Source organism: Sphingomicrobium aquimarinum (assembly GCF_039655735.1).
In the GTDB taxonomy this organism is placed as follows: Bacteria; Pseudomonadota; Alphaproteobacteria; order Sphingomonadales; family Sphingomonadaceae; genus Sphingomicrobium; species Sphingomicrobium aquimarinum.
Map to the genome: position 1 here is coordinate 821,105 of NZ_JBBYXH010000001.1, position 18,030 is coordinate 839,134.

Sequence of the window (18,030 nt, forward strand, 5' to 3'; positions counted from 1 at the left end):
TTGAAATGAACGAACTGACCAACTTCGCGAACCCGGCTTCCAAGCCGGAGACATTCGACAGCATCAAGATCGGCATCGCTTCGCCGGATCGCATCCGCTCGTGGAGCTTCGGCGAGATCAAGAAGCCCGAGACGATCAACTACCGTACGTTCAAGCCCGAGCGTGACGGCCTGTTCTGCGCGCGCATCTTCGGTCCGATCAAGGATTACGAATGCCTGTGCGGCAAGTACAAGCGCATGAAGTACAAGGGCATCGTCTGCGAGAAGTGCGGCGTGGAAGTGACCGTCTCCAAGGTCCGCCGCGAGCGCATGGGCCATATCGAGCTTGCCGCGCCGGTCGCGCACATCTGGTACCTGAAGTCGCTGCCCTCGCGCATCGGCTTGCTCATGGACATGCAGCTCAAGCAGCTCGAGCGCGTGCTGTACTTCGAATCCTATGTCGTCATCGAACCCGGCCTCACGCCGCTGGAGAAGTTCCAGCTGCTGACCGAGGACGAACTCCTCGACGCGCAGGACGAATATGGCGAGGACGCCTTCAGTGCCGGCATCGGCGCGGAAGCCGTCAAGCAGATGATGATGGATCTCGATCTCGAGCAGGAACTCGAGGACCTCAAGGTCGAACTGGAAGAGACCAAGTCGACCCTGAAGCCCAAGAAGATCATCAAGCGCATGAAGATCGTCGAGAGCTTCATCGAGAGCGGCAACAAGCCCGAATGGATGATCCTCGACGTCGTGCCGGTCATTCCGCCCGATCTGCGTCCGCTCGTCCCGCTGGACGGTGGCCGCTTCGCGACGTCTGATCTCAACGATCTCTATCGCCGCGTCATCAACCGCAACAACCGCCTGAAGCGCCTCATGGAGCTGCGCGCGCCCGACATCATCGTGCGCAACGAAAAGCGCATGCTGCAGGAATCGGTCGATGCATTGTTCGACAACGGCCGCCGCGGTCGCACGATCACGGGCGCCAACAAGCGTCCGCTCAAGTCGCTCTCCGACATGCTCAAAGGCAAGCAGGGCCGCTTCCGCCAGAACCTGCTCGGCAAGCGCGTCGACTATTCGGGCCGTTCGGTCATCGTGACCGGGCCGGAACTCAAGCTGCACCAGTGCGGCCTGCCCAAGAAAATGGCCTTGGAACTGTTCAAGCCGTTCATCTACTCGCGCCTCGACGCCAAGGGCCTCAGCATGACGCTGAAGCAGGCGAAGAAGTGGGTGGAGAAGGAGCGCAAGGAAGTCTGGGACATCCTCGACGAGGTGATCCGCGAACATCCGGTGCTGCTGAACCGCGCCCCGACGCTCCACCGCCTCGGCATCCAGGCGTTCGAGCCCGTGCTGATCGAGGGCAAGGCCATCCAGCTTCACCCGCTGGTCTGCGCCGCCTTCAACGCCGACTTCGACGGTGACCAGATGGCCGTGCACGTCCCGCTGAGCCTCGAGGCGCAGCTGGAAGCGCGTGTGCTGATGATGAGCACCAACAACATCCTCTCGCCCGCCAACGGCAAGCCGATCATCGTGCCCTCGCAGGACATGATCCTCGGCCTCTACTACATCACGATGCAGAAAGAGGGCGAGCCGGGCGAAGGGTCGATCTTCACCGACATGACCGAAGTGCACCAGGCGCTGAACGTCGGCGCGGTGACGCTCCACACCAAGATCACGGCGCGCATCCCGCAGACCAACGAGAAGGGCGAGACCCACATGGTCCGCGTGGAAACGACGCCGGGCCGCATGCTGCTGGGCGAAAAGCTGCCCGCCAGCCACAAGGTGCCGTTCGAGACCGTCAACCGCCTTCTCACCAAGAAGGAAATCGGCGACGTCATCGACACCGTCTATCGTCACACCGGTCAGAAGGCGACGGTCATCTTCGCCGACCAGATCATGACGCTGGGCTTCCAGAACGCCTTCAAGGCGGGGATCAGCTTCGGGATGGACGACATGATCATCCCCGACGCCAAGGAGAAGCTCGTCGACGATACGCGTGCGATGGTCGCCGACTATGAGCAGCAGTATCAGGACGGCCTCATCACCCAGCAGGAAAAGTACAACAAGGTCATCGACGCCTGGAGCCGTTGCGGCGACCAGGTCGCGAGCGCCATGATGGACGAGATCCAGGCGGTGAAGAAGAACGAGGACGGCCGCGAGAGCGACGTCAACTCGATCTACATGATGGCCCACTCGGGTGCGCGTGGTAGCCCCGCGCAGATCAAGCAGCTCGCCGGGATGCGCGGCCTCATGGCCAAGCCGTCGGGCGAGATCATCGAGACGCCGATCATCTCGAACTTCAAGGAAGGTCTGACCGTCCTCGAATACTTCAACTCCACCCACGGCGCCCGTAAGGGCCTCGCGGACACGGCGCTGAAGACGGCGAACTCGGGCTATCTCACGCGTCGTCTCGTCGACGTCTCGCAGGACTGCACGATCGTCGAGAACGACTGCAAGACCGACAACGTCCTTGAAATGCGCGCCATCGTGCAGGGCGGCAGCGTCATCGCTTCGCTGTCCGAGCGCGTTCTCGGCCGTACCACGGGTGAGGACATCGTCGATCCCGAAACCGACAAGGTCGCGATCAAGTCGGGGACGCTTCTCGACGAGGCGCTCGCGAAGAAGATCGAGGATCTCGGCGTCCAGGCACTCAAGATCCGCTCGCCGCTCCTGTGCGAAAGCAAGCAGGGCGTCTGCGGCAAGTGCTACGGACGTGACCTCGCCCGCGGCACGCCGGTGAACATCGGCGAAGCAGTCGGCGTCATCGCGGCGCAGTCGATCGGCGAGCCCGGCACCCAGCTGACGATGCGGACCTTCCACATCGGCGGCGCGGCGCAGCTCAACGAGCAGTCCAACCTCGAGGCGCCGGTCGACGGCAAGCTCGAGTATCGCGACATGCCGACGATCGTGGATAGCAAGGGACGCACCCTGTCGCTGTCGCGTGGTGGCGAACTCGCCATCCTCGACATGGACGGGCGCGAACTGTCGACCCACAAGATCCCGTACGGCGCGACGCTCATCTACGACAACGGCCATGTGGTCGAGCGCGGCGACAAGCTGGCGGAATGGGATCCCTCGTTCAGCCCGGTCATCACCGAGCATGGCGGCAAGGTGAAATATCAGGACATCATCGAAGGTCGTACGCTCGAGGAGCAGACCGACGAGAGCACCGGTATTTCGCAGCGCGTCGTGACCGAGGACCAGTCGAAGACCAAGAAGGACGACCTCAAGGCGCGCCTCACCATGACCGGCGACAAGGACGAGGAAGCGGGCGTCTATCGCCTGGTTCCGGGCGCCATCATCGCGGTCGAGGACGGGGCCACCGTCGAGGCCGGTACGGTCATCGCGCGTCTGCCGCGGGAAGCCGCCAAGACCCGCGACATCACGGGCGGTCTGCCGCGCGTCGCCGAACTGTTCGAGGCGCGCAAGCCCAAGGACAATTCGGTCATCGCCAAGATCTCGGGCCGCTTCACCTTCGTTCGCGACTACAAGGCCAAACGCAAGGTCGCGATCGTGCCGGAGGAAGGGGATACGGTCGAGTATCTGATCCCCAAGACCAAGGTGATCGACGTGCAGGAAGGCGATTACGTCAAGAAGGGTGACAATCTCGTCGCCGGTTCGCCCGATCCGCACGACATCCTCGAAGTGATGGGCGTGGAAGCGCTGTCCGAATATCTCGTCAACGAGATCCAGGAAGTCTATCGACTGCAGGGCGTGAAGATCAACGACAAGCACATCGAGACGATTGTTCGTCAGATGCTGCAGAAGGTCGAGATCACCGATGGTGGCGACACCACGCTCCTCACCGGCGAACAGGTCGATCGCGACGAGATGGACGAAGCCAATGCCAAGCTTCCCCCGCGCAAGAAGAAGGCACAGGGCAAGCCCATCCTCCTCGGCATCACCAAGGCGTCGCTGCAGACCCGCAGCTTCATCTCGGCGGCCTCGTTCCAGGAAACGACCCGCGTGCTCACCGAAGCCTCGGTGCAGGGCAAGGTCGATACGCTGAACGGGCTCAAGGAGAACGTCATCGTCGGTCGCCTCATCCCCGCCGGTACCGGTGCGGGCATGAACCGTGTCCGCATCGCCGCTTCGAGCCGCGACGCGGCGCTCCGCGCCCAGCAGAAGAAGCTGCAGGACGCGATGGCGGCGGCGCAGACGGCCGAGGAACTGAAGAAGGCCGAAGACGCCGAGCGCGATGCCGATCCGGAAATCGTCGCTGCGGCAACGACCGATCCGCTCGCCGAAGTGACGCCCTCGGGCGACGGTTCGGACGCGGCGGCGGGCGACTATGCCGACGCGAGCGGCGAAGAGGAGTAAGGAGTAGCGGGAGGCGTTCGACGCGCCTCCCCCTCTTCTCTCCCCGCAACTTCACAAAAAAAGGGCCCCGGAGCGTTCTGCGCCGGGGCCCTTTTCTTATCGCTAGCGGATGCCAATCAGCACTTTTCGCCGTTGATGACGTCCTCGCCGCACTCGCCGGCGGACTTGATGTCGTCGCCCAGCCCCTGCACCGCGTTGCACGCCGCGAGCGCGAGCGCGCCGCAGGCGAGGATCGAGAATTTCGCGATCATCCGTTTCATCTGTCGAACCCTTCCGTAAAGCTTCACTGTCCCGCGCATCATGCTGCTGGGCCGCGCCTTGCGCCAGCATGAACTGCAACGAAAAAGGCCCCGCCGCACGGGCGAGGCCTTCCTAGGTTGGGTTTCGAACGGACTAGTTCAGCACTTGTCGCCGTCGAGCACGTTCTCGCCGCATTCGCCGGCCGAGCTGATATCGTCACCGACGCCCTTGACCGTGTTGCAGGCCGAAACGGCGAAAGCACTGCCAACGAGGGCGGCGAGCATCATCTTGCGGATCATCATTCAGTCTCCCACTTTTGGTGAAAGCCAAACGATACGGAAGCGAAATTGGTTGCGCGTTATCGTTCGAGCGCTGTCAGACCGCGACGGGCGCCTTGATGTGCGGATGCGGATCGTAGCCCTCGAACGTAAAATCGGTCGGCTCGTAATCGAACAGCCCCTGCCCCCGGTCCTCGATCTTCAAGGTCGGCAGCGCGCGCGGCTCGCGGCTCAATTGCTCGCGCGCCTGCTCGAGATGGTTCGAGTAAAGGTGCACATCGCCGCCCGTCCACACGAAGTCGCCGACCTCGAGCCCCGTCTCGCGCGCCAGCATGTGCGTCAGCAGCGCATAGCTCGCGATGTTGAAGGGAACGCCCAGGAACAGGTCGGCGCTGCGCTGGTAGAGCTGGAGCGACAGCTTGCCGTTCGCGACATGGGTCTGGAACAGGCAGTGACAGGGAGCGAGCGCCATCTGCGACAATTCGCCGGGGTTCCAGGCGGAGACGATCTGGCGCCGGCTCGCGGGGTTGGTGCGGATCTGCTCTACAAGGACCTCGATCTGGTCGATCTCGCCGCCATCCGGCGTCTGCCACCGCCGCCACTGCTTCCCGTAAACTGGGCCGAGATCGCCATTGTCGTCGGCCCATTCGTCCCAGATGCTGACCTTGTTGTCCTGCAAATATTTGACGTTCGTGTCGCCGTTCAAAAACCACAGAAGTTCGACGATGATCGAGCGCAGGTGCAGCTTCTTGGTCGTGACGAGGGGAAAGCCTTGGCTGAGGTCGAAGCGCATCTGCGCGCCGAAGACGCTCAGCGTGCCGACGCCCGTCCGGTCGTCCTGCCGTGCGCCCTCGTCGAGGATCCGCTGCATGAGGTCGAGATATGGGCGCATCAGTTGCAGGGCTCAATGGCGGTGGGTTCGGGGAGCGCCCCATCGATGCGGAAGGTCGCGAAATAGGCTTCGCCGCCGTCCAGCTCGGTCATGTCGACGCGCGAAAGTCCGAGCGCACCGAATTCGCAGTCGAGAAGCGCGGGCGGAATGCCGTGCCGCTTCACCGGGCGGTTCGCATCGACGACCACGATCAGGCCGTCCTCGTTCAGGGATTGCCGCAGGTTCCAGAGGAACTGATAGGGCTCGGTCACCTCGTGATACATGTGAACGAGGAAAATTCGGTCGAAACTCTCGTCGGGAAGGCGCGGATCGTCGGCTTCGCCGAGGCGCACAGAAACATTGTCGAGTCCTTCGCGCTGGACGCGCCGGGCGAGCGCATCGCGCACCGCGGGCTGGATGTCCTGCGCCACGATCCGTCCTTCAGCTCCCACGCGAGGGCTGAGGCGAACGGTATAATAGCCCTCCCCCGCTCCGATGTCGGCGATGTTCATGCCCGCCGAAACGCCGGCCAGTTCCATGACCGCTTCGGCCTCGCCCAGCCGGTCGCGCACGTCTTCGGTCGAGAAGCGGTCGGAGACGATCGGCGCGACGGGGCGCCCGAGCGTCGGAAAACCGTCCTCGTCGACCTTCGGGCCCTGATTGCAGGCGGCGAGCGCCAGCAGCGGGAGGAGGGCAAAGGCCCTAGACATCGTCGTCCTCGACCTCGACCGCTTCGCCCGTCACGCGCTGCGACAGGGCCGCGGCCATGAACTTGTCGAGATCGCCGTCGAGGACGTCGCCAGGAGCGGTCGAGACCACGCCGGTGCGCAGGTCCTTCACCTGCTGGTAGGGCTGGAGGACGTAAGAGCGGATCTGGTGGCCCCAGCCGATCTCGGTCTTGGTGGCGTTCGCCGCATTGGCCTCTTCCTCGCGCCGCTGCAGTTCGGCCTCGTAAAGCCGCGCCTTCAGCTGCTTCATCGCTTCGGCCTTGTTCTTGTGCTGCGAGCGCTGCGACTGCGACGCCACGACGATGTTGGTCGGGATGTGGGTGATCCGAACCGCGCTGTCGGTCGTGTTGATATGCTGACCGCCCGCACCGCTCGCCCGGTATGTATCGATGCGCAGGTCCGACTCGACGATCTCGATGTCGATGTCTTCGTCGACCTCGGGATAGACCCACACGGAAGAGAAGCTGGTGTGGCGCCGCGCCGAGCTGTCATAGGGCGAGATGCGGACGAGGCGGTGCACGCCGCTCTCGGTCTTGGCGTAGCCATAGGCATTCTCGCCTTTGAGCAGCAGCGTCGCCGACTTGATGCCGGCCTGTTCGCCCGCATGATGATCGATCAGTTCGACCTTCATGCCGCGCCGCTCGGCCCAGCGCGTATACATGCGCTGGAGCATCTCGGCCCAATCCTGGCTTTCGGTGCCGCCCGCGCCCGCATTGACCTCGACGTACGCGTTATTGGCATCCGCCTCGCCTGCGAGAAGCGCTTCGACCTTGTCCTTCTCGGCGCGGGCGGCGAGTTGGCCGAGCGAGGCGAGCGCCTCGGTGACCATGCCGTCGTCACCCTCGGCCTCGGCCATCTCGATCAGTTCGAGCGTGTCGGACAATTCCGTCTCGAGCCGCCGCGTCGCGCCGATCGCGCCGTCGAGGCGCGTGCGCTCGCGCATCAACTCCTGCGCCTTCTTGGGATCCGACCATAGGTCCGGGTCCTCGGCGGCAGCGTTCAGTTCGTCGAGACGCTTTTGTGCCTTGTCCCAGTCGATGAAGCGACGAAGGAGCTGGGTAGCGGCGGTGATCTGGTCGGCGTGTGCTTGCGCTTCGGCGCGCATGGGAAATTCCTGAACTGGGGTGTGGGCACCGCCCTAGTAAATCCCGCCCTCTCTTTGCAAGAAGTCGCTCTCGGCGGGCGGTGGCGGTGGAGGCGTCGGCTCGCTGCGGACGACCGCCGGGCGGCGCGTAGGCGCGGGCGTCGTCGGTTCGTCGTCGTCCTCGCTGCTACGGCGCGAACGGAAGCTGCGGCGGGGTTCGGTTTCCGGCTGGAATGCCTCCCAGATGACCGCGCTGGTCTTCTCCTCCTCACGCGGGAAGGCGCCGAACACACGTTCGCCCGTGCGCCGGTCGATACGGACCATGCGGATGCCCTCCGGCGCCACGAACGGCGTCTTGGGCGCATCGGCGAGCGTCTTCTCGGCAAACATCCTGAACACGGGACCCGCGGTCGAGCCGCCCTGCACCCAATTGCCGCCCATTTCGCGATTGTCGTCGTAGCCGATATACGTGCCGGTCACGACATCGGGCGTCCCGCCGACGAACCAGACATTGGTCGGGCCGGTCGTGGTGCCCGTCTTGCCGAACAACGGCCGGTCGAGACTGGCGAGGCTCTGCGCCGTCCCACGCGTGACCACGCCTTCGAGGATATGCACCATCTGGTACGCGGCCATCGGGTCGACGAGCTGGCGGCCGCGGCGCGGCGGGCGGGGCATCGGTCCGCCGTTCCAGTCGGCGGCATTCAGGCCCTCCATCGCGTCGCCGCGATTGTCCGAGCGGAAGATGACCTTGCCCGAGCGGTCCTGCACGAAATCGATGAGGGTCGGGCGGATCTCGCGCCCCTGGTTGGCGAGGATCGCATAGGCGTTGGTAATGCCGAGAACCGTCACCTCGCTGGCGCCGAGCGCGGTGGAAAGGAACGGCTCGGGATCGCCCAGCCCCAGCTTCTTCGCGTTGGCGACGATCTTGTTGATACCGGTATCGCTGGCGACGCGCACCGTCATGTTGTTGCGCGATTGCTCGACGCCCCAGCGCATCGTCTTGGGCCCTGAATATTTGCCGTCGAAGTTGCGGAAGCACTTCTCGCCGAGAGCGGCGCCCTGCCAGACGCAGAACGGACCGTCGACCACGATCGAGGCCGGCGTATAACCATTTTCGAGCGCGGTCAGATAGACGATCGGCTTGAACGAGGAGCCGGGCTGGCGCTTGGCTTGCGTGGCGCGGTTGAACGAGGAGCCGGTAACGTCGAACCCGCCCTGCATCGCGAGCACGCGGCCGGTATCGACTTCCTGCGCGACGAAGGCCCCGCCCACTTCGGGCACCGAGCGAAGCGCGTAGCGCCCTTCGCCTTCGTCCTTCACGACGATAATCATGCCGGGGCGGAACTGGTCGAAGGCGATGCCACCGCCACCACGCACGGCCATGTTCGCTTGCCCGCGCGACAGGGGTGCGGTTTCGCCGCCGACAAACCCGATGGTCGCCTGCCCGCCGTCCTTTTCGACCACCACCGCCTTCTTCCAGTCGGAAAAACCGGTGCCGACGCGGGCGATGCGGAGCTGGCTCTCCCAATCCTCGTTCATATCGATGGTCATACCCAGGTCGCGCCAGCCGCGCGGGCCGTCGAAGCGCGCCAGCTGTTCGCGCAGCGCTTCGGCAGCGGCGTCCTGCATGTCGGGTTTCATCGAGGTACGCACCCACAGGCCGCCCGCATAGACGCTGTTCTCGCCATCTTCGGCTTCCTCGCCATAGCGGTCGAGCAGGTCGCGGCGCACTTCCTCGAGGAAATAGCCGCCACGCTCGCGGAATGCCTCCGCCGAACCCTGTGGAATGGCGACAAGCTCGGACGCCGAGGCACGCGCGCGGGTCGCCTCGTTGATATAGTCGTTGTTCGCCATCTGCTGGAGGACGTAATTGCGTCGTGCGGTTGCGCGCTCCTTGTTGCGCACCGGATGATAGTTGCTCGGGCCCTTGGGGATGGCCGCGAGATAGGCGATTTCCTCGATATCGAGATCGCCGACGTCCTTGTCGAAATAGGCACGCGCCGCAGCCTGCACCCCGTAGGCATTCCGCCCGAGGAAGATTTCGTTGAGGTAGAGCGCGAGGATTTCCTGCTTCGACAGCGTATCCTCGATCCGGAAAGCCAGCACGGCCTCGCGAATCTTGCGCAGCACCGAATAATCGTCGTCGCCCGACAGGTTCTTGGCGACCTGCTGGGTGATGGTTGAGGATCCGCGCGAGCGTCCGCCGCCGGTGACGGTCTTGACGGTGAATTCGCCGATCGCCGCGAACAGGCCCGGATAGTCGATGCCGCCATGCTGGAAGAAGGTCTTGTCCTCGGCCGAGATGAAGGCCTGCACCACTTCGGGCGGATAATCGTCATACGCCAGTTCCACGCGGCGCTGGCGGGCGTAGGTACCGATCGGCTCACCGTCGTATCCGCGCACGATCGTCGGGAGGCTCGGTCGATAGGCGAGGATTTCCTCTTCGCTCATCGTATCCATCGCCGCGGCGACAAACAGGCCCATGAAGCCGATGAACCCCGCGACCAGCAGGTAGAAGCCGTAGCGGAACCAGCGCCGCTCGCGCCACGGATCGAGCCGGGCGTGGACGCGATTGTTGAACGAGACGAGATCGGGAAGCCGCTCGGCGAGGCGTGAGAAATCGGGCAGACGGACCATGACGCACGTTCCTAGCCTGCCTAGTTTGAGCGCACAATGAACCTTAGCGCACCAACCGGGCGGCGAGATCGGCTTCGATCGCTTCTGCGAGGGCCTCGACCAGCGGTGCGCGGCCCTCCTTCGAGCGAAGCCGCGCTTCATCGACCCGGTTGGAAAGATAGCCTGCCTCGACAAGCGCGCCCGGTACCTGGGCGAACCGAAGCACGTAGAAATTGGCGAACTGGTGCGGCGTCGGGCGCAGCGGCACCCCGTCGTCCTGCTCGGCGCGGCGCAGGAAGCGACGGGCGAAGGCGGCGCTGGCGGCCATCTGGTCGCGCAACGCCAGGTCGGTCAGCAGGAATTCGACCTTGCTGTCTGTATCGGACACGACCGTGCCGACCCGCTCGGCTTCGGCAGCGGCGAGATCGGCGGCCTCGGTCGTCGAGGCAATGTCCGCGAGCGAATAGATCGTCACGCCCGTCGCATCGGGATTGGGCGCCGCGTCCATATGGATGGAGACGAACAGGTCGGGCGCGAGACGGCGGGCGAGGTCGGCGCGCTGCTCCAGGCTAAGGGTGTCGTCCCCCGTGCGCGACAAGGCCGTCCGGACCCGGCCGCGCTCGACCAGGCGCGCCTGCACCTCGCGCGCCATCGCCAGCGTCAATGCATTCTCGCTCGCGCCGCCCACGCCCTGCGCCCCGCCATCACGGCCACCATGCCCCGGATCGATGAGTACGAGCGGAGCCTCGGGAAGACGCGCATCGGTGATCGCGATATCGGCCAGCGGGACCTGCAGGCCGGCCCGCAGGCCGCCGCGCCGCGCCTCGCCCAGCAGGGCGCGATCGGCTTCGCGTTCGGCGGGGGCCCGCGTGTCGGGCGCGAACAGCCAGAGTCCGCCAGCGAGAAGCGCGGCAATGACAAGAAAAAGGATGACGAGGCGTTTCGACATGACGCGTTTGTCCTACCATCCAGCGCCGCTCTCGCCACCTTCATTATCGGTGCGCGTTACATTGTTGTCAGTACGACTCGGCGATGCTACCCCGTTTCAGTCTGGAACCGACCCGAGGGTCGTGCTTTCAGGCTCCAAGGAGCCCGTCCCGGCGCTCTCAAGAGGTTGACGCTACATGAGTCCGACGAAAGCCCCCAGCGCGATTGCCCACCGGCCGCGCGGCGCGTCGCTTATGCATGCAGCAGCAGTTTTTCACGCATCCGCGCCCGTTTCGACTGTTCGGTCGGGCGCTTCAACAATGCCACCGCCGCGCGCTGCGACGCCGCCCGGTGGCCGGAGAATGTCCAATGTCCACGCGCATGCTAGTCGATGCGCGCCACCCGGAAGAAACGCGGGTGGCCGTAGCCGACGGAAACCGAATTCAGGAATTTGATTTCGAAAGCTCCGAGCACAAACAGCTCAAGGGTAACATCTATCTAGCCAAGGTGACGCGGGTCGAACCCTCGCTGCAAGCCGCCTTCGTCGATTACGGCGGCAACCGGCACGGCTTCCTCGCTTTTTCGGAAATCCATCCCGATTATTATCAGATCCCCAAAGAGGATCGCGACAATCTGCTCCGTGAAGAAGCCGAGCATGCTGCCGAGGAAGCGCGCTTGCGCGACGACGAGGCGGAAGAGGCGGGCGACGATGAATCCGATATCGAGGAAGAAGGCCTTGCGTCGGATGAATCGCCGGTCGACGAGACCGCGGTCGAGCAGGTCCGCAACAAGCGCCGGGCGCTGCGTCGTCGCTACAAGATCCAGGACGTCATCCAGCGCCGTCAGGTGCTGCTCGTCCAGGTCGTAAAGGAAGAGCGCGGCAACAAGGGTGCGGCGCTCACCACCTACCTCAGCCTCGCGGGCCGCTATTGCGTGCTCATGCCCAACACCAGCCATGGCGGAGGCATCAGCCGCAAGATTTCGAACGGTTCGGACCGCAAGCGCCTGAAGCAGATCATGGCCGACCTGAAGCTGCCGAGCAGCATGGGCCTGATCGTGCGCACAGCCGGCCTGTCGCGCACCAAGACCGAGATCAAGCGCGACTTCGACTATCTCGCGCGCTTGTGGGACGAAATCCGCGAGAAGACGCTCAAGTCTTCCGCGCCGAGCCTCGTCTATCGCGACAGCGACCTGGTGAAGCGCGCGATCCGCGATCTTTACTCGCGCGAGATCGACGAGGTGATGGTCGAGGGCGAGGACGGCTACAAGGCCGCGCGCCGCTTCATGAAGCTACTCATGCCGAGCCATGTGCGACGCGTGAAGCAGTATGACGACCCCACCCCCATCTTCCAGCGCTACGGGATCGAGGACAGCCTCGGGGGCATGTACAACCCGACCGTGCAGCTGAAGTCGGGCGGCTATCTGGTCATCAACCCGACCGAGGCGCTCGTTTCGATCGACATCAACTCGGGTCGCTCCACCAAGGAGCATAATATCGAGAACACCGCCTTCCAGACCAACCTGGAAGCGGCCAAGGAAATCGCCCGCCAGCTGCGTCTTCGCGACATGGCAGGGCTCATCGTCATCGACTTCATCGACATGGAACAGAATGGCCATGTCCGTAAGGTCGAGAAGGCGATGAAGGACGCGCTCAAGAACGATCGCGCCCGCATCCAAGTCGGTCGGATCTCGAGCTTCGGTCTTCTCGAAATGAGCCGCCAGCGGCTGCGCACGGGCGTGCTCGAAGCCTCGACCCACACCTGCCCGCACTGCGACGGCACCGGGCTGATGCGCACGGCATCCTCCTCGGGCCTGAGCGCGCTGCGCATGATCGAAGACGAAGCCGCACGCGGCAAGGGCTCGATCATCACGCTTTGTGCCGGACGCGACACCGCGATCTTCCTCCTTAACAAGAAGCGTGCCGAACTGGCCGAGGTCGAGGAGCGCTACGGCGTCACGGTCGAAGTCGAGATCGACGAGGAATATGAAGGCGCCAAGATGCGCGTCGAAAGCAAGGGCCCCCGACCCGACAAGCGCGTCGAGAACAAGCCCATCGTGGATGCCCCGTCGAACCAGGACGACGAGGACGAAATCGACGAGGACGAGGGCGAGGGCGAACCCGAAGACGAAAGCGCCGACGAGGAGGAGCGGAACGAGGACGACCGGAACGACGACGAGGACGAACGTCCCAGGCGTCGCCGCCGCCGCCGTGGTGGTCGTGGTCGTCGACGCGGCGGTCGTGGCCGTGGCGATTCCCGCGACGACGAGGACGGTGACGAGCGATCCGACGATCGCGGCCGGCGCACCCAAAACTCCGACGCCGACGCGCCGACGGACGGGGACGAAACCCCCGCCGAAAAGCCCAAGCGTTCGCGCCGCAAGAAGAGCGACGCGCCGGGTTCTGAGCAGGCCGAGGACGCATCTTCCGAGGTCGCGGAAGAGCAGGAGAAACCCAAGACCCGTCGACGTCCGCGCGCGAAGCCCAAGTCCGACGAGGCAGCGGACGCAAAGCCGGCGGAGGCCACCGAGGAGAAGCCGAAAGCCAAGCGCACCCGCACGAAGAAGGCGGATAGCGATGCGGCGGCGGATGGGCCCAGCACTCCCGCAGAAGAAGGCGAGAAGCCCAAGCCCAAGCGAGCGCGCGCCCGGAAGGCAAAGGATGCGCCGGAAACCAAGGAAGGCCCCAAGGAGCCTGCCCTGGGGTCGGCCACGAAGGCCGCCGGCAACGAGCCCAAGGCCAAGCCTGCGCCCAAGGAAACGAAGAGCGCAGAAACACCCGCCGAACCCAAGTCCGAGGCCTCGTCATCGGACGAACCGCCCCGCCGCGGCTGGTGGCAGCGGACCTTCGGCTGATCCTGGAACCCCGCCGCGCCGTTCGATCGGCGCGGCGGGTTTCAGCGCGCGTTCAGCCCCGCGGGCGCACAGCCGCACCCATGACGCGCACAATCCGTTCGGCCGCCTTATGGCTGGCCATGCTTTTCGCGTCGGTCGCGCTGATGGCGCGCCCGGCCGCTGCCCAGACATTCCTTCGCGATGCCGAGACCGAGGCATTGTTCATGGACGCGGCCGCGCCGCTCGTCGAAGCGGCCGGACTGCGACCCGAGAATGTCGAATTCGTGCTGCTCGACGATCCGTCGATCAATGCCTTCGTCGCGGGCGGCCAGCGTGTCTATTTCCATTCGGGCCTGCTCATGGAAGCCGATCATGTCGGCCAGTTGCAGGCGGTCATCGCGCACGAACTCGGACATGTCGAAGGCGGCCACATCATCCGCCTCCAGGGCGGAGCGAAGCAAGCGACGGCGGTCTCGATCATGTCGCTCATTCTCGGCGGGCTCGCCATGGCTGCGGGCAGCGGCGAGGCGGGAATGGGCGCCATGGCGCTCGGGCAGCAGATGGCGATGGCCAACTTCCTTTCCTTCAACCGCACGCAGGAAACGAGCGCCGACATGGCCGGCGCACGCTATCTCCAGGAAGCCGGTCTGTCGGGCAAGGGCAGCCTGGAATTCTTCAAGAAACTCCAGAACCAGGAATATCGCCGGTTCATCAGTCAGGATAACGGCTATGCGCGCACCCACCCGCTGACGGGAGACCGGATCGCCTCCTTGCGCGATCTCTACGAGAAGGACGACGCGTGGGATACGCCGGTCGATCCCGATCTCGAGGCCCGGTTCCAGCGCGTGAAGGCAAAGCTCTTGGGCTATCTCAATCCCGAGCGTGCGCTGCGCGATTATCCGCATTCCGACACTAGCGCGGCCGGCCATACGGCGCGTGCGTATGCCTATCATCGCGGCGGCTATCCCGACGAAGCGCTCAAGGAGACCACTGCCCTGATCGCAGAGCGTCCCGAAGATCCCTACGTCCTCGAACTCCAGGGCCAGATCCTGCTTGAAGGCGGCGATCCGCAAGCGGCCGTGGCGCCGCTGCGCCACGCCCTCGAGATTGCACCCGACGAACCCCTGATCATGGCTGCACTCGGTCATGCGCTGGTTTCGAGCGAGGATGCGGAAAAGATGGCCGAGGCCGAGACGATCCTTCGGGCGGCGGTCCTTCGCGACAAGACCAATGCCTTTGCCTGGTACAACCTCGGCATCATCTACGACCGTCGCGGCGACACGCCCCGTGCCGCATTGGCTTCGGCCGAGCGGTTCCAGCTCCTCGGGCAGCACAAGCTCGCGCTCGGCGCCGCGCGCATGGCCTATGCCAACCTCCCCGCCGGTACACCGGACTCGCTTCGCGCGGAGGATATTGCCATGACGAGCGAATATGAACTTCGAAAAGCGGGCGAGAAGATAGACTGATGGCGGACAAGACGGTTTTGGCGGCGCTTGGCGGCGGGGTGCTTGGCGCAGGATTGACGGCGGCGATCCTGGTGGCGGCAGGCCCGCAGCTGATGGGGGAGCGGATGGTGCGCACGGCGATGACCGACCATCCCGAGATCCTCGTCGATGCCGGTGAAGCCCTTCGCCGCCAACAACTGGAGCCCGTGCTCGAACAGAACCGCGGCGCCATCGAAACCGCCTTCTTCTCGAGCGCGAAGGGTGCGTCGGCAGAAGAGGCCGATGTGGTGATGGTCGAATTCTACGACTATGCCTGTGGCTTCTGCCGGCAGACCAAGCCCGAAGTCGAGCGGCTGCTTGCCGAAGACCCCAAGCTGCGCGTCGTCTACCGCGAGCTTCCCGTCCTTGGCCCCGATAGCATGGTCGCGGCGCGCGCCTCGCTGGCGGCGTCCAAGGCAGGCAAGTTCGACGCTTTCCACCAGGCGATGTGGGCGGCGGGACGCCCGAGCGAAGCTTCGATCGATGAAGCACTGGCGGCGGTCGGCATCGAGCGGAGTGCGCTTCAGGACCCCGCGTTCGACGCCGAACTCCAGAAGAATTTCGATATCGCCAATGCCCTTGGCGCGAGCGGGACGCCGTTGTTCGTGATCGGCGATACGATCATTCCGGGCGCCGAGAGTTACGAAAGCTACAAGGCCGCGGTCGCCAAGGCCCGCGAGGGCTAGGCCTCCGAGCCGGCCGCGCGTCCACGAAAGCCCTTCGCGACCACATACCATTCGCTCGAGCGCTTGCGGCTCGCGGGCGGCTTGGCGTGCTTCACGCTGTCGAAATTCTTGTTGAGCAGGTCGATCAGCGCCTTGTCGGCCCCGCCTGCCAGCACCTTGGCGACGAAGGCGCCGCCCGGTTCGAGAATTTCGAGCGCGAAGTCGAGACCCGCTTCGACGAGGCCCATGGTGCGCAGATGGTCGGTTTGCTTATGACCGATCGTATTGGCCGCCATGTCCGACAGCACGAGATCGGCGGGGCCGCCAAGTTCGGCCTTCAGGCGTTCGGGCGCGGCATCGTCCATGAAGTCCATCTCCAACAGGACGGCGCCCTCGATCGGGTCGGTCGGCAGCAGGTCGATGCCGACGATGCGCGCACCCGGAACACGCTGACGGACGAGCTGAGTCCAACCGCCGGGCGCCACGCCCAGGTCGACGACGCTCTTTACGCCCTTCAGCAGGTCGAACCGCTCGTCCAGTTCGAGTAACTTGTAGGCGGCGCGGCTGCGATAGCCGTCGGCCTTGGCTTTCTTGACGTACGGGTCGTCGAGTTGGCGCTGGAGCCAGCGGGTCGAGCCGGCGCTTCGACGACGGGCGGTCTTGACCCGCTCCTTGCCGCCTCCACGGCTACCGCGCCCTCCCCTGCTCACAGCGAATAGCCGTCGCGGGCCATCAGGCTGCGAAGGATGCCTTCGCGGATTCCGCGGTCGGCGATCCCGAGCTTGGTCGCTGGCCAGATATCGAGGATCGCATCGAGAAGCGCGCATCCCGCGACCACGAGATCCGCACGCTCGGACCCGATGCACGGGAGCGCCGCCCGGCCCGAGAAATCGGCTTCGGCAATATGGTTGGTGATGCCGCGCATGGCGTCCACCGGCACGTGCAGGCCATCGACCGCACGGCGATCGTAGGCGGGAAGTTCCAGATAGACGGACGCGAGCGTCGTCACCGTTCCGCTCGTGCCGAGCAGGCGGATATCGTCCTGGTCCTTGGGCAGCCACTCGGCGAAGCGCGCGAAACCTTCGCGGGCGCGGCGGCGCATCCGTTCGTAGGCGGCAACGCGGTCGGGTCCTTCGAGGTTCTCGCGCCCTTCGCTCTCGGTAAGGCTGACGACACCCCAGGGCGCCGACCACCAGGCGCGGATCTTGGGAAGGTCGTCCTGCGGCTCGACGAGGACCAGTTCGGTCGATCCGCCCCCGATGTCGAAGATGACCGCCGGGCCCTTCCCCGGCCCCAGCAGCTTGTGACAGCCGAGCACGGCCAGCCGTGCCTCTTCCTGCGGTGCGATGATGTCGAGCACGATCCCGGTTTCGCGCTTCACCCGCTCGACGAACTGGCGTCCATTGGCGGCGCGGCGACAGGCCTCGGTGGCGACCGAACGCGACAAGGTGACGTTACGGCGCCGCAGCTTTTGCGAGCAGACCGACAGCGCAGAGACCGCCCGGTCCATCGATTCCTGGCTCAAGCGCCCGCTGGTCGACAAGCCTTCCCCGAGCCGCACGATCCGGCTGAAGGCGTCGATGACGGTGAACCCCTCACGCTGGTCGGGCCGCGCGATGAGCAGGCGACAATTGTTGGTGCCAAGATCGAGCGCGCCGTAAGCGGCGGGCGTCTTGGAACTGGGGCCCCGTGGCCGCGCACGTCGGCGGGGCGGGGGCTGGTGGGCGGCGTCCTGCGCCATAACGAAAACTTTCAATTCGACACCGCGCCGAAACGTCCCGGGCGGCTGACCTGACCCTGTCATAGCGCGGTTAACCGCGAAGATGCAATGCAGGCACGAAACCCGCCCGCTTCCAATCGGTTGACAGCGGCAGGCGCGCGGCTTAATTGCCCGCTCCACGCGATGCGGCGTGCCACGATCGGCGCGCCAGATTGCCCCATCGTCTAATGGTAAGACTACGGACTCTGAATCCGTCAATCGTGGTTCGAATCCACGTGGGGCATCCA

The 18,030-nt window shown here is 64.9% G+C and carries 13 protein-coding genes and 1 tRNA gene; 5 read left to right on the top strand and 9 right to left on the bottom strand.

The genetic code is table 11. The annotated features are described in order from the left end of the window. Positions 1–5 precede the first annotated feature (5 nt). Positions 6–4,298 carry a DNA-directed RNA polymerase subunit beta' gene (gene rpoC, locus WJS89_RS04240; protein WP_346339673.1) on the top strand — a complete coding sequence of 1,431 codons (4,293 nt, stop codon included), beginning with the start codon at positions 6–8 and terminating at the stop codon, positions 4,296–4,298. Between the two features lie 116 nt (positions 4,299–4,414). Here rpoC and WJS89_RS04245 read toward each other — a convergent pair whose 3' ends face one another. The 7 genes from WJS89_RS04245 to WJS89_RS04275 form a co-directional block, all read right to left on the bottom strand. Beyond that, positions 4,415–4,558: an entericidin gene (locus WJS89_RS04245; RefSeq protein ID WP_346339674.1), complete on the bottom strand. Its 144-nt coding sequence runs from the start codon at positions 4,556–4,558 to the stop codon at positions 4,415–4,417. Positions 4,559–4,696: 138 nt separating this feature from the next. Further along, positions 4,697–4,840: an entericidin EcnA/B family protein gene (locus WJS89_RS04250; protein ID WP_346339675.1), complete on the bottom strand. Its 144-nt coding sequence runs from the start codon at positions 4,838–4,840 to the stop codon at positions 4,697–4,699. Positions 4,841–4,913: 73 nt separating this feature from the next. Beyond that, a complete protein-coding gene (locus WJS89_RS04255) occupies positions 4,914–5,708 on the bottom strand; it encodes a thymidylate synthase (RefSeq protein ID WP_346339676.1) in 795 nt (264 codons plus the stop codon). Further along, positions 5,708–6,397: a class I SAM-dependent methyltransferase gene (locus tag WJS89_RS04260; RefSeq protein WP_346339677.1), complete on the bottom strand. Its 690-nt coding sequence runs from the start codon at positions 6,395–6,397 to the stop codon at positions 5,708–5,710. The genes WJS89_RS04255 and WJS89_RS04260 overlap by 1 nt, the downstream gene beginning before the upstream one ends. Beyond that, a complete protein-coding gene (gene prfB / locus WJS89_RS04265; protein WP_346339678.1) occupies positions 6,390–7,520 on the bottom strand; it encodes a peptide chain release factor 2 in 1,131 nt (376 codons plus the stop codon). The genes WJS89_RS04260 and prfB overlap by 8 nt, the downstream gene beginning before the upstream one ends. 33 nt (positions 7,521–7,553) lie before the next feature. Then, complete coding sequence (locus tag WJS89_RS04270) at positions 7,554–10,136, bottom strand: penicillin-binding protein 1A (RefSeq protein ID WP_346339679.1); 2,583 nt, start codon at positions 10,134–10,136, stop codon at positions 7,554–7,556. A gap of 43 nt (positions 10,137–10,179) precedes the next feature. Beyond that, complete coding sequence (locus WJS89_RS04275; RefSeq protein ID WP_346339680.1) at positions 10,180–11,064, bottom strand: N-acetylmuramoyl-L-alanine amidase family protein; 885 nt, start codon at positions 11,062–11,064, stop codon at positions 10,180–10,182. A 347-nt stretch (positions 11,065–11,411) separates the two neighbouring features. On the opposite strand from WJS89_RS04275, the gene WJS89_RS04280 reads away from it, so the two are divergent. The 3 genes from WJS89_RS04280 (at position 11,412) to WJS89_RS04290 (ending at position 16,044) form a co-directional block, all read left to right on the top strand. Further along, entirely contained in the window at positions 11,412–13,895 is a 2,484-nt protein-coding gene (locus WJS89_RS04280; protein ID WP_346339681.1) for an Rne/Rng family ribonuclease, read from the top strand. Positions 13,896–13,975: 80 nt separating this feature from the next. After that, complete coding sequence (locus WJS89_RS04285; RefSeq protein WP_346339682.1) at positions 13,976–15,340, top strand: M48 family metalloprotease; 1,365 nt, start codon at positions 13,976–13,978, stop codon at positions 15,338–15,340. Then, entirely contained in the window at positions 15,340–16,044 is a 705-nt protein-coding gene (locus WJS89_RS04290; RefSeq protein ID WP_346339683.1) for a DsbA family protein, read from the top strand. Before WJS89_RS04285 ends, WJS89_RS04290 begins: the two co-directional genes overlap by 1 nt. Here WJS89_RS04290 and WJS89_RS04295 read toward each other — a convergent pair. Next, positions 16,041–16,733: an RlmE family RNA methyltransferase gene (locus WJS89_RS04295; protein ID WP_346339684.1), complete on the bottom strand. Its 693-nt coding sequence runs from the start codon at positions 16,731–16,733 to the stop codon at positions 16,041–16,043. The genes WJS89_RS04290 and WJS89_RS04295 overlap by 4 nt on opposite strands. Beyond that, positions 16,730–17,764 (bottom strand): Ppx/GppA phosphatase family protein, encoded by a 1,035-nt coding sequence (locus WJS89_RS04300; protein ID WP_346339685.1) that lies wholly within the window; start codon positions 17,762–17,764, stop codon positions 16,730–16,732. Before WJS89_RS04300 ends, WJS89_RS04295 begins: the two co-directional genes overlap by 4 nt. A gap of 192 nt (positions 17,765–17,956) precedes the next feature. Between WJS89_RS04300 and WJS89_RS04305 the strand changes: the two genes are divergently transcribed. Further along, a tRNA-Gln gene (locus tag WJS89_RS04305) sits at positions 17,957–18,030 on the top strand.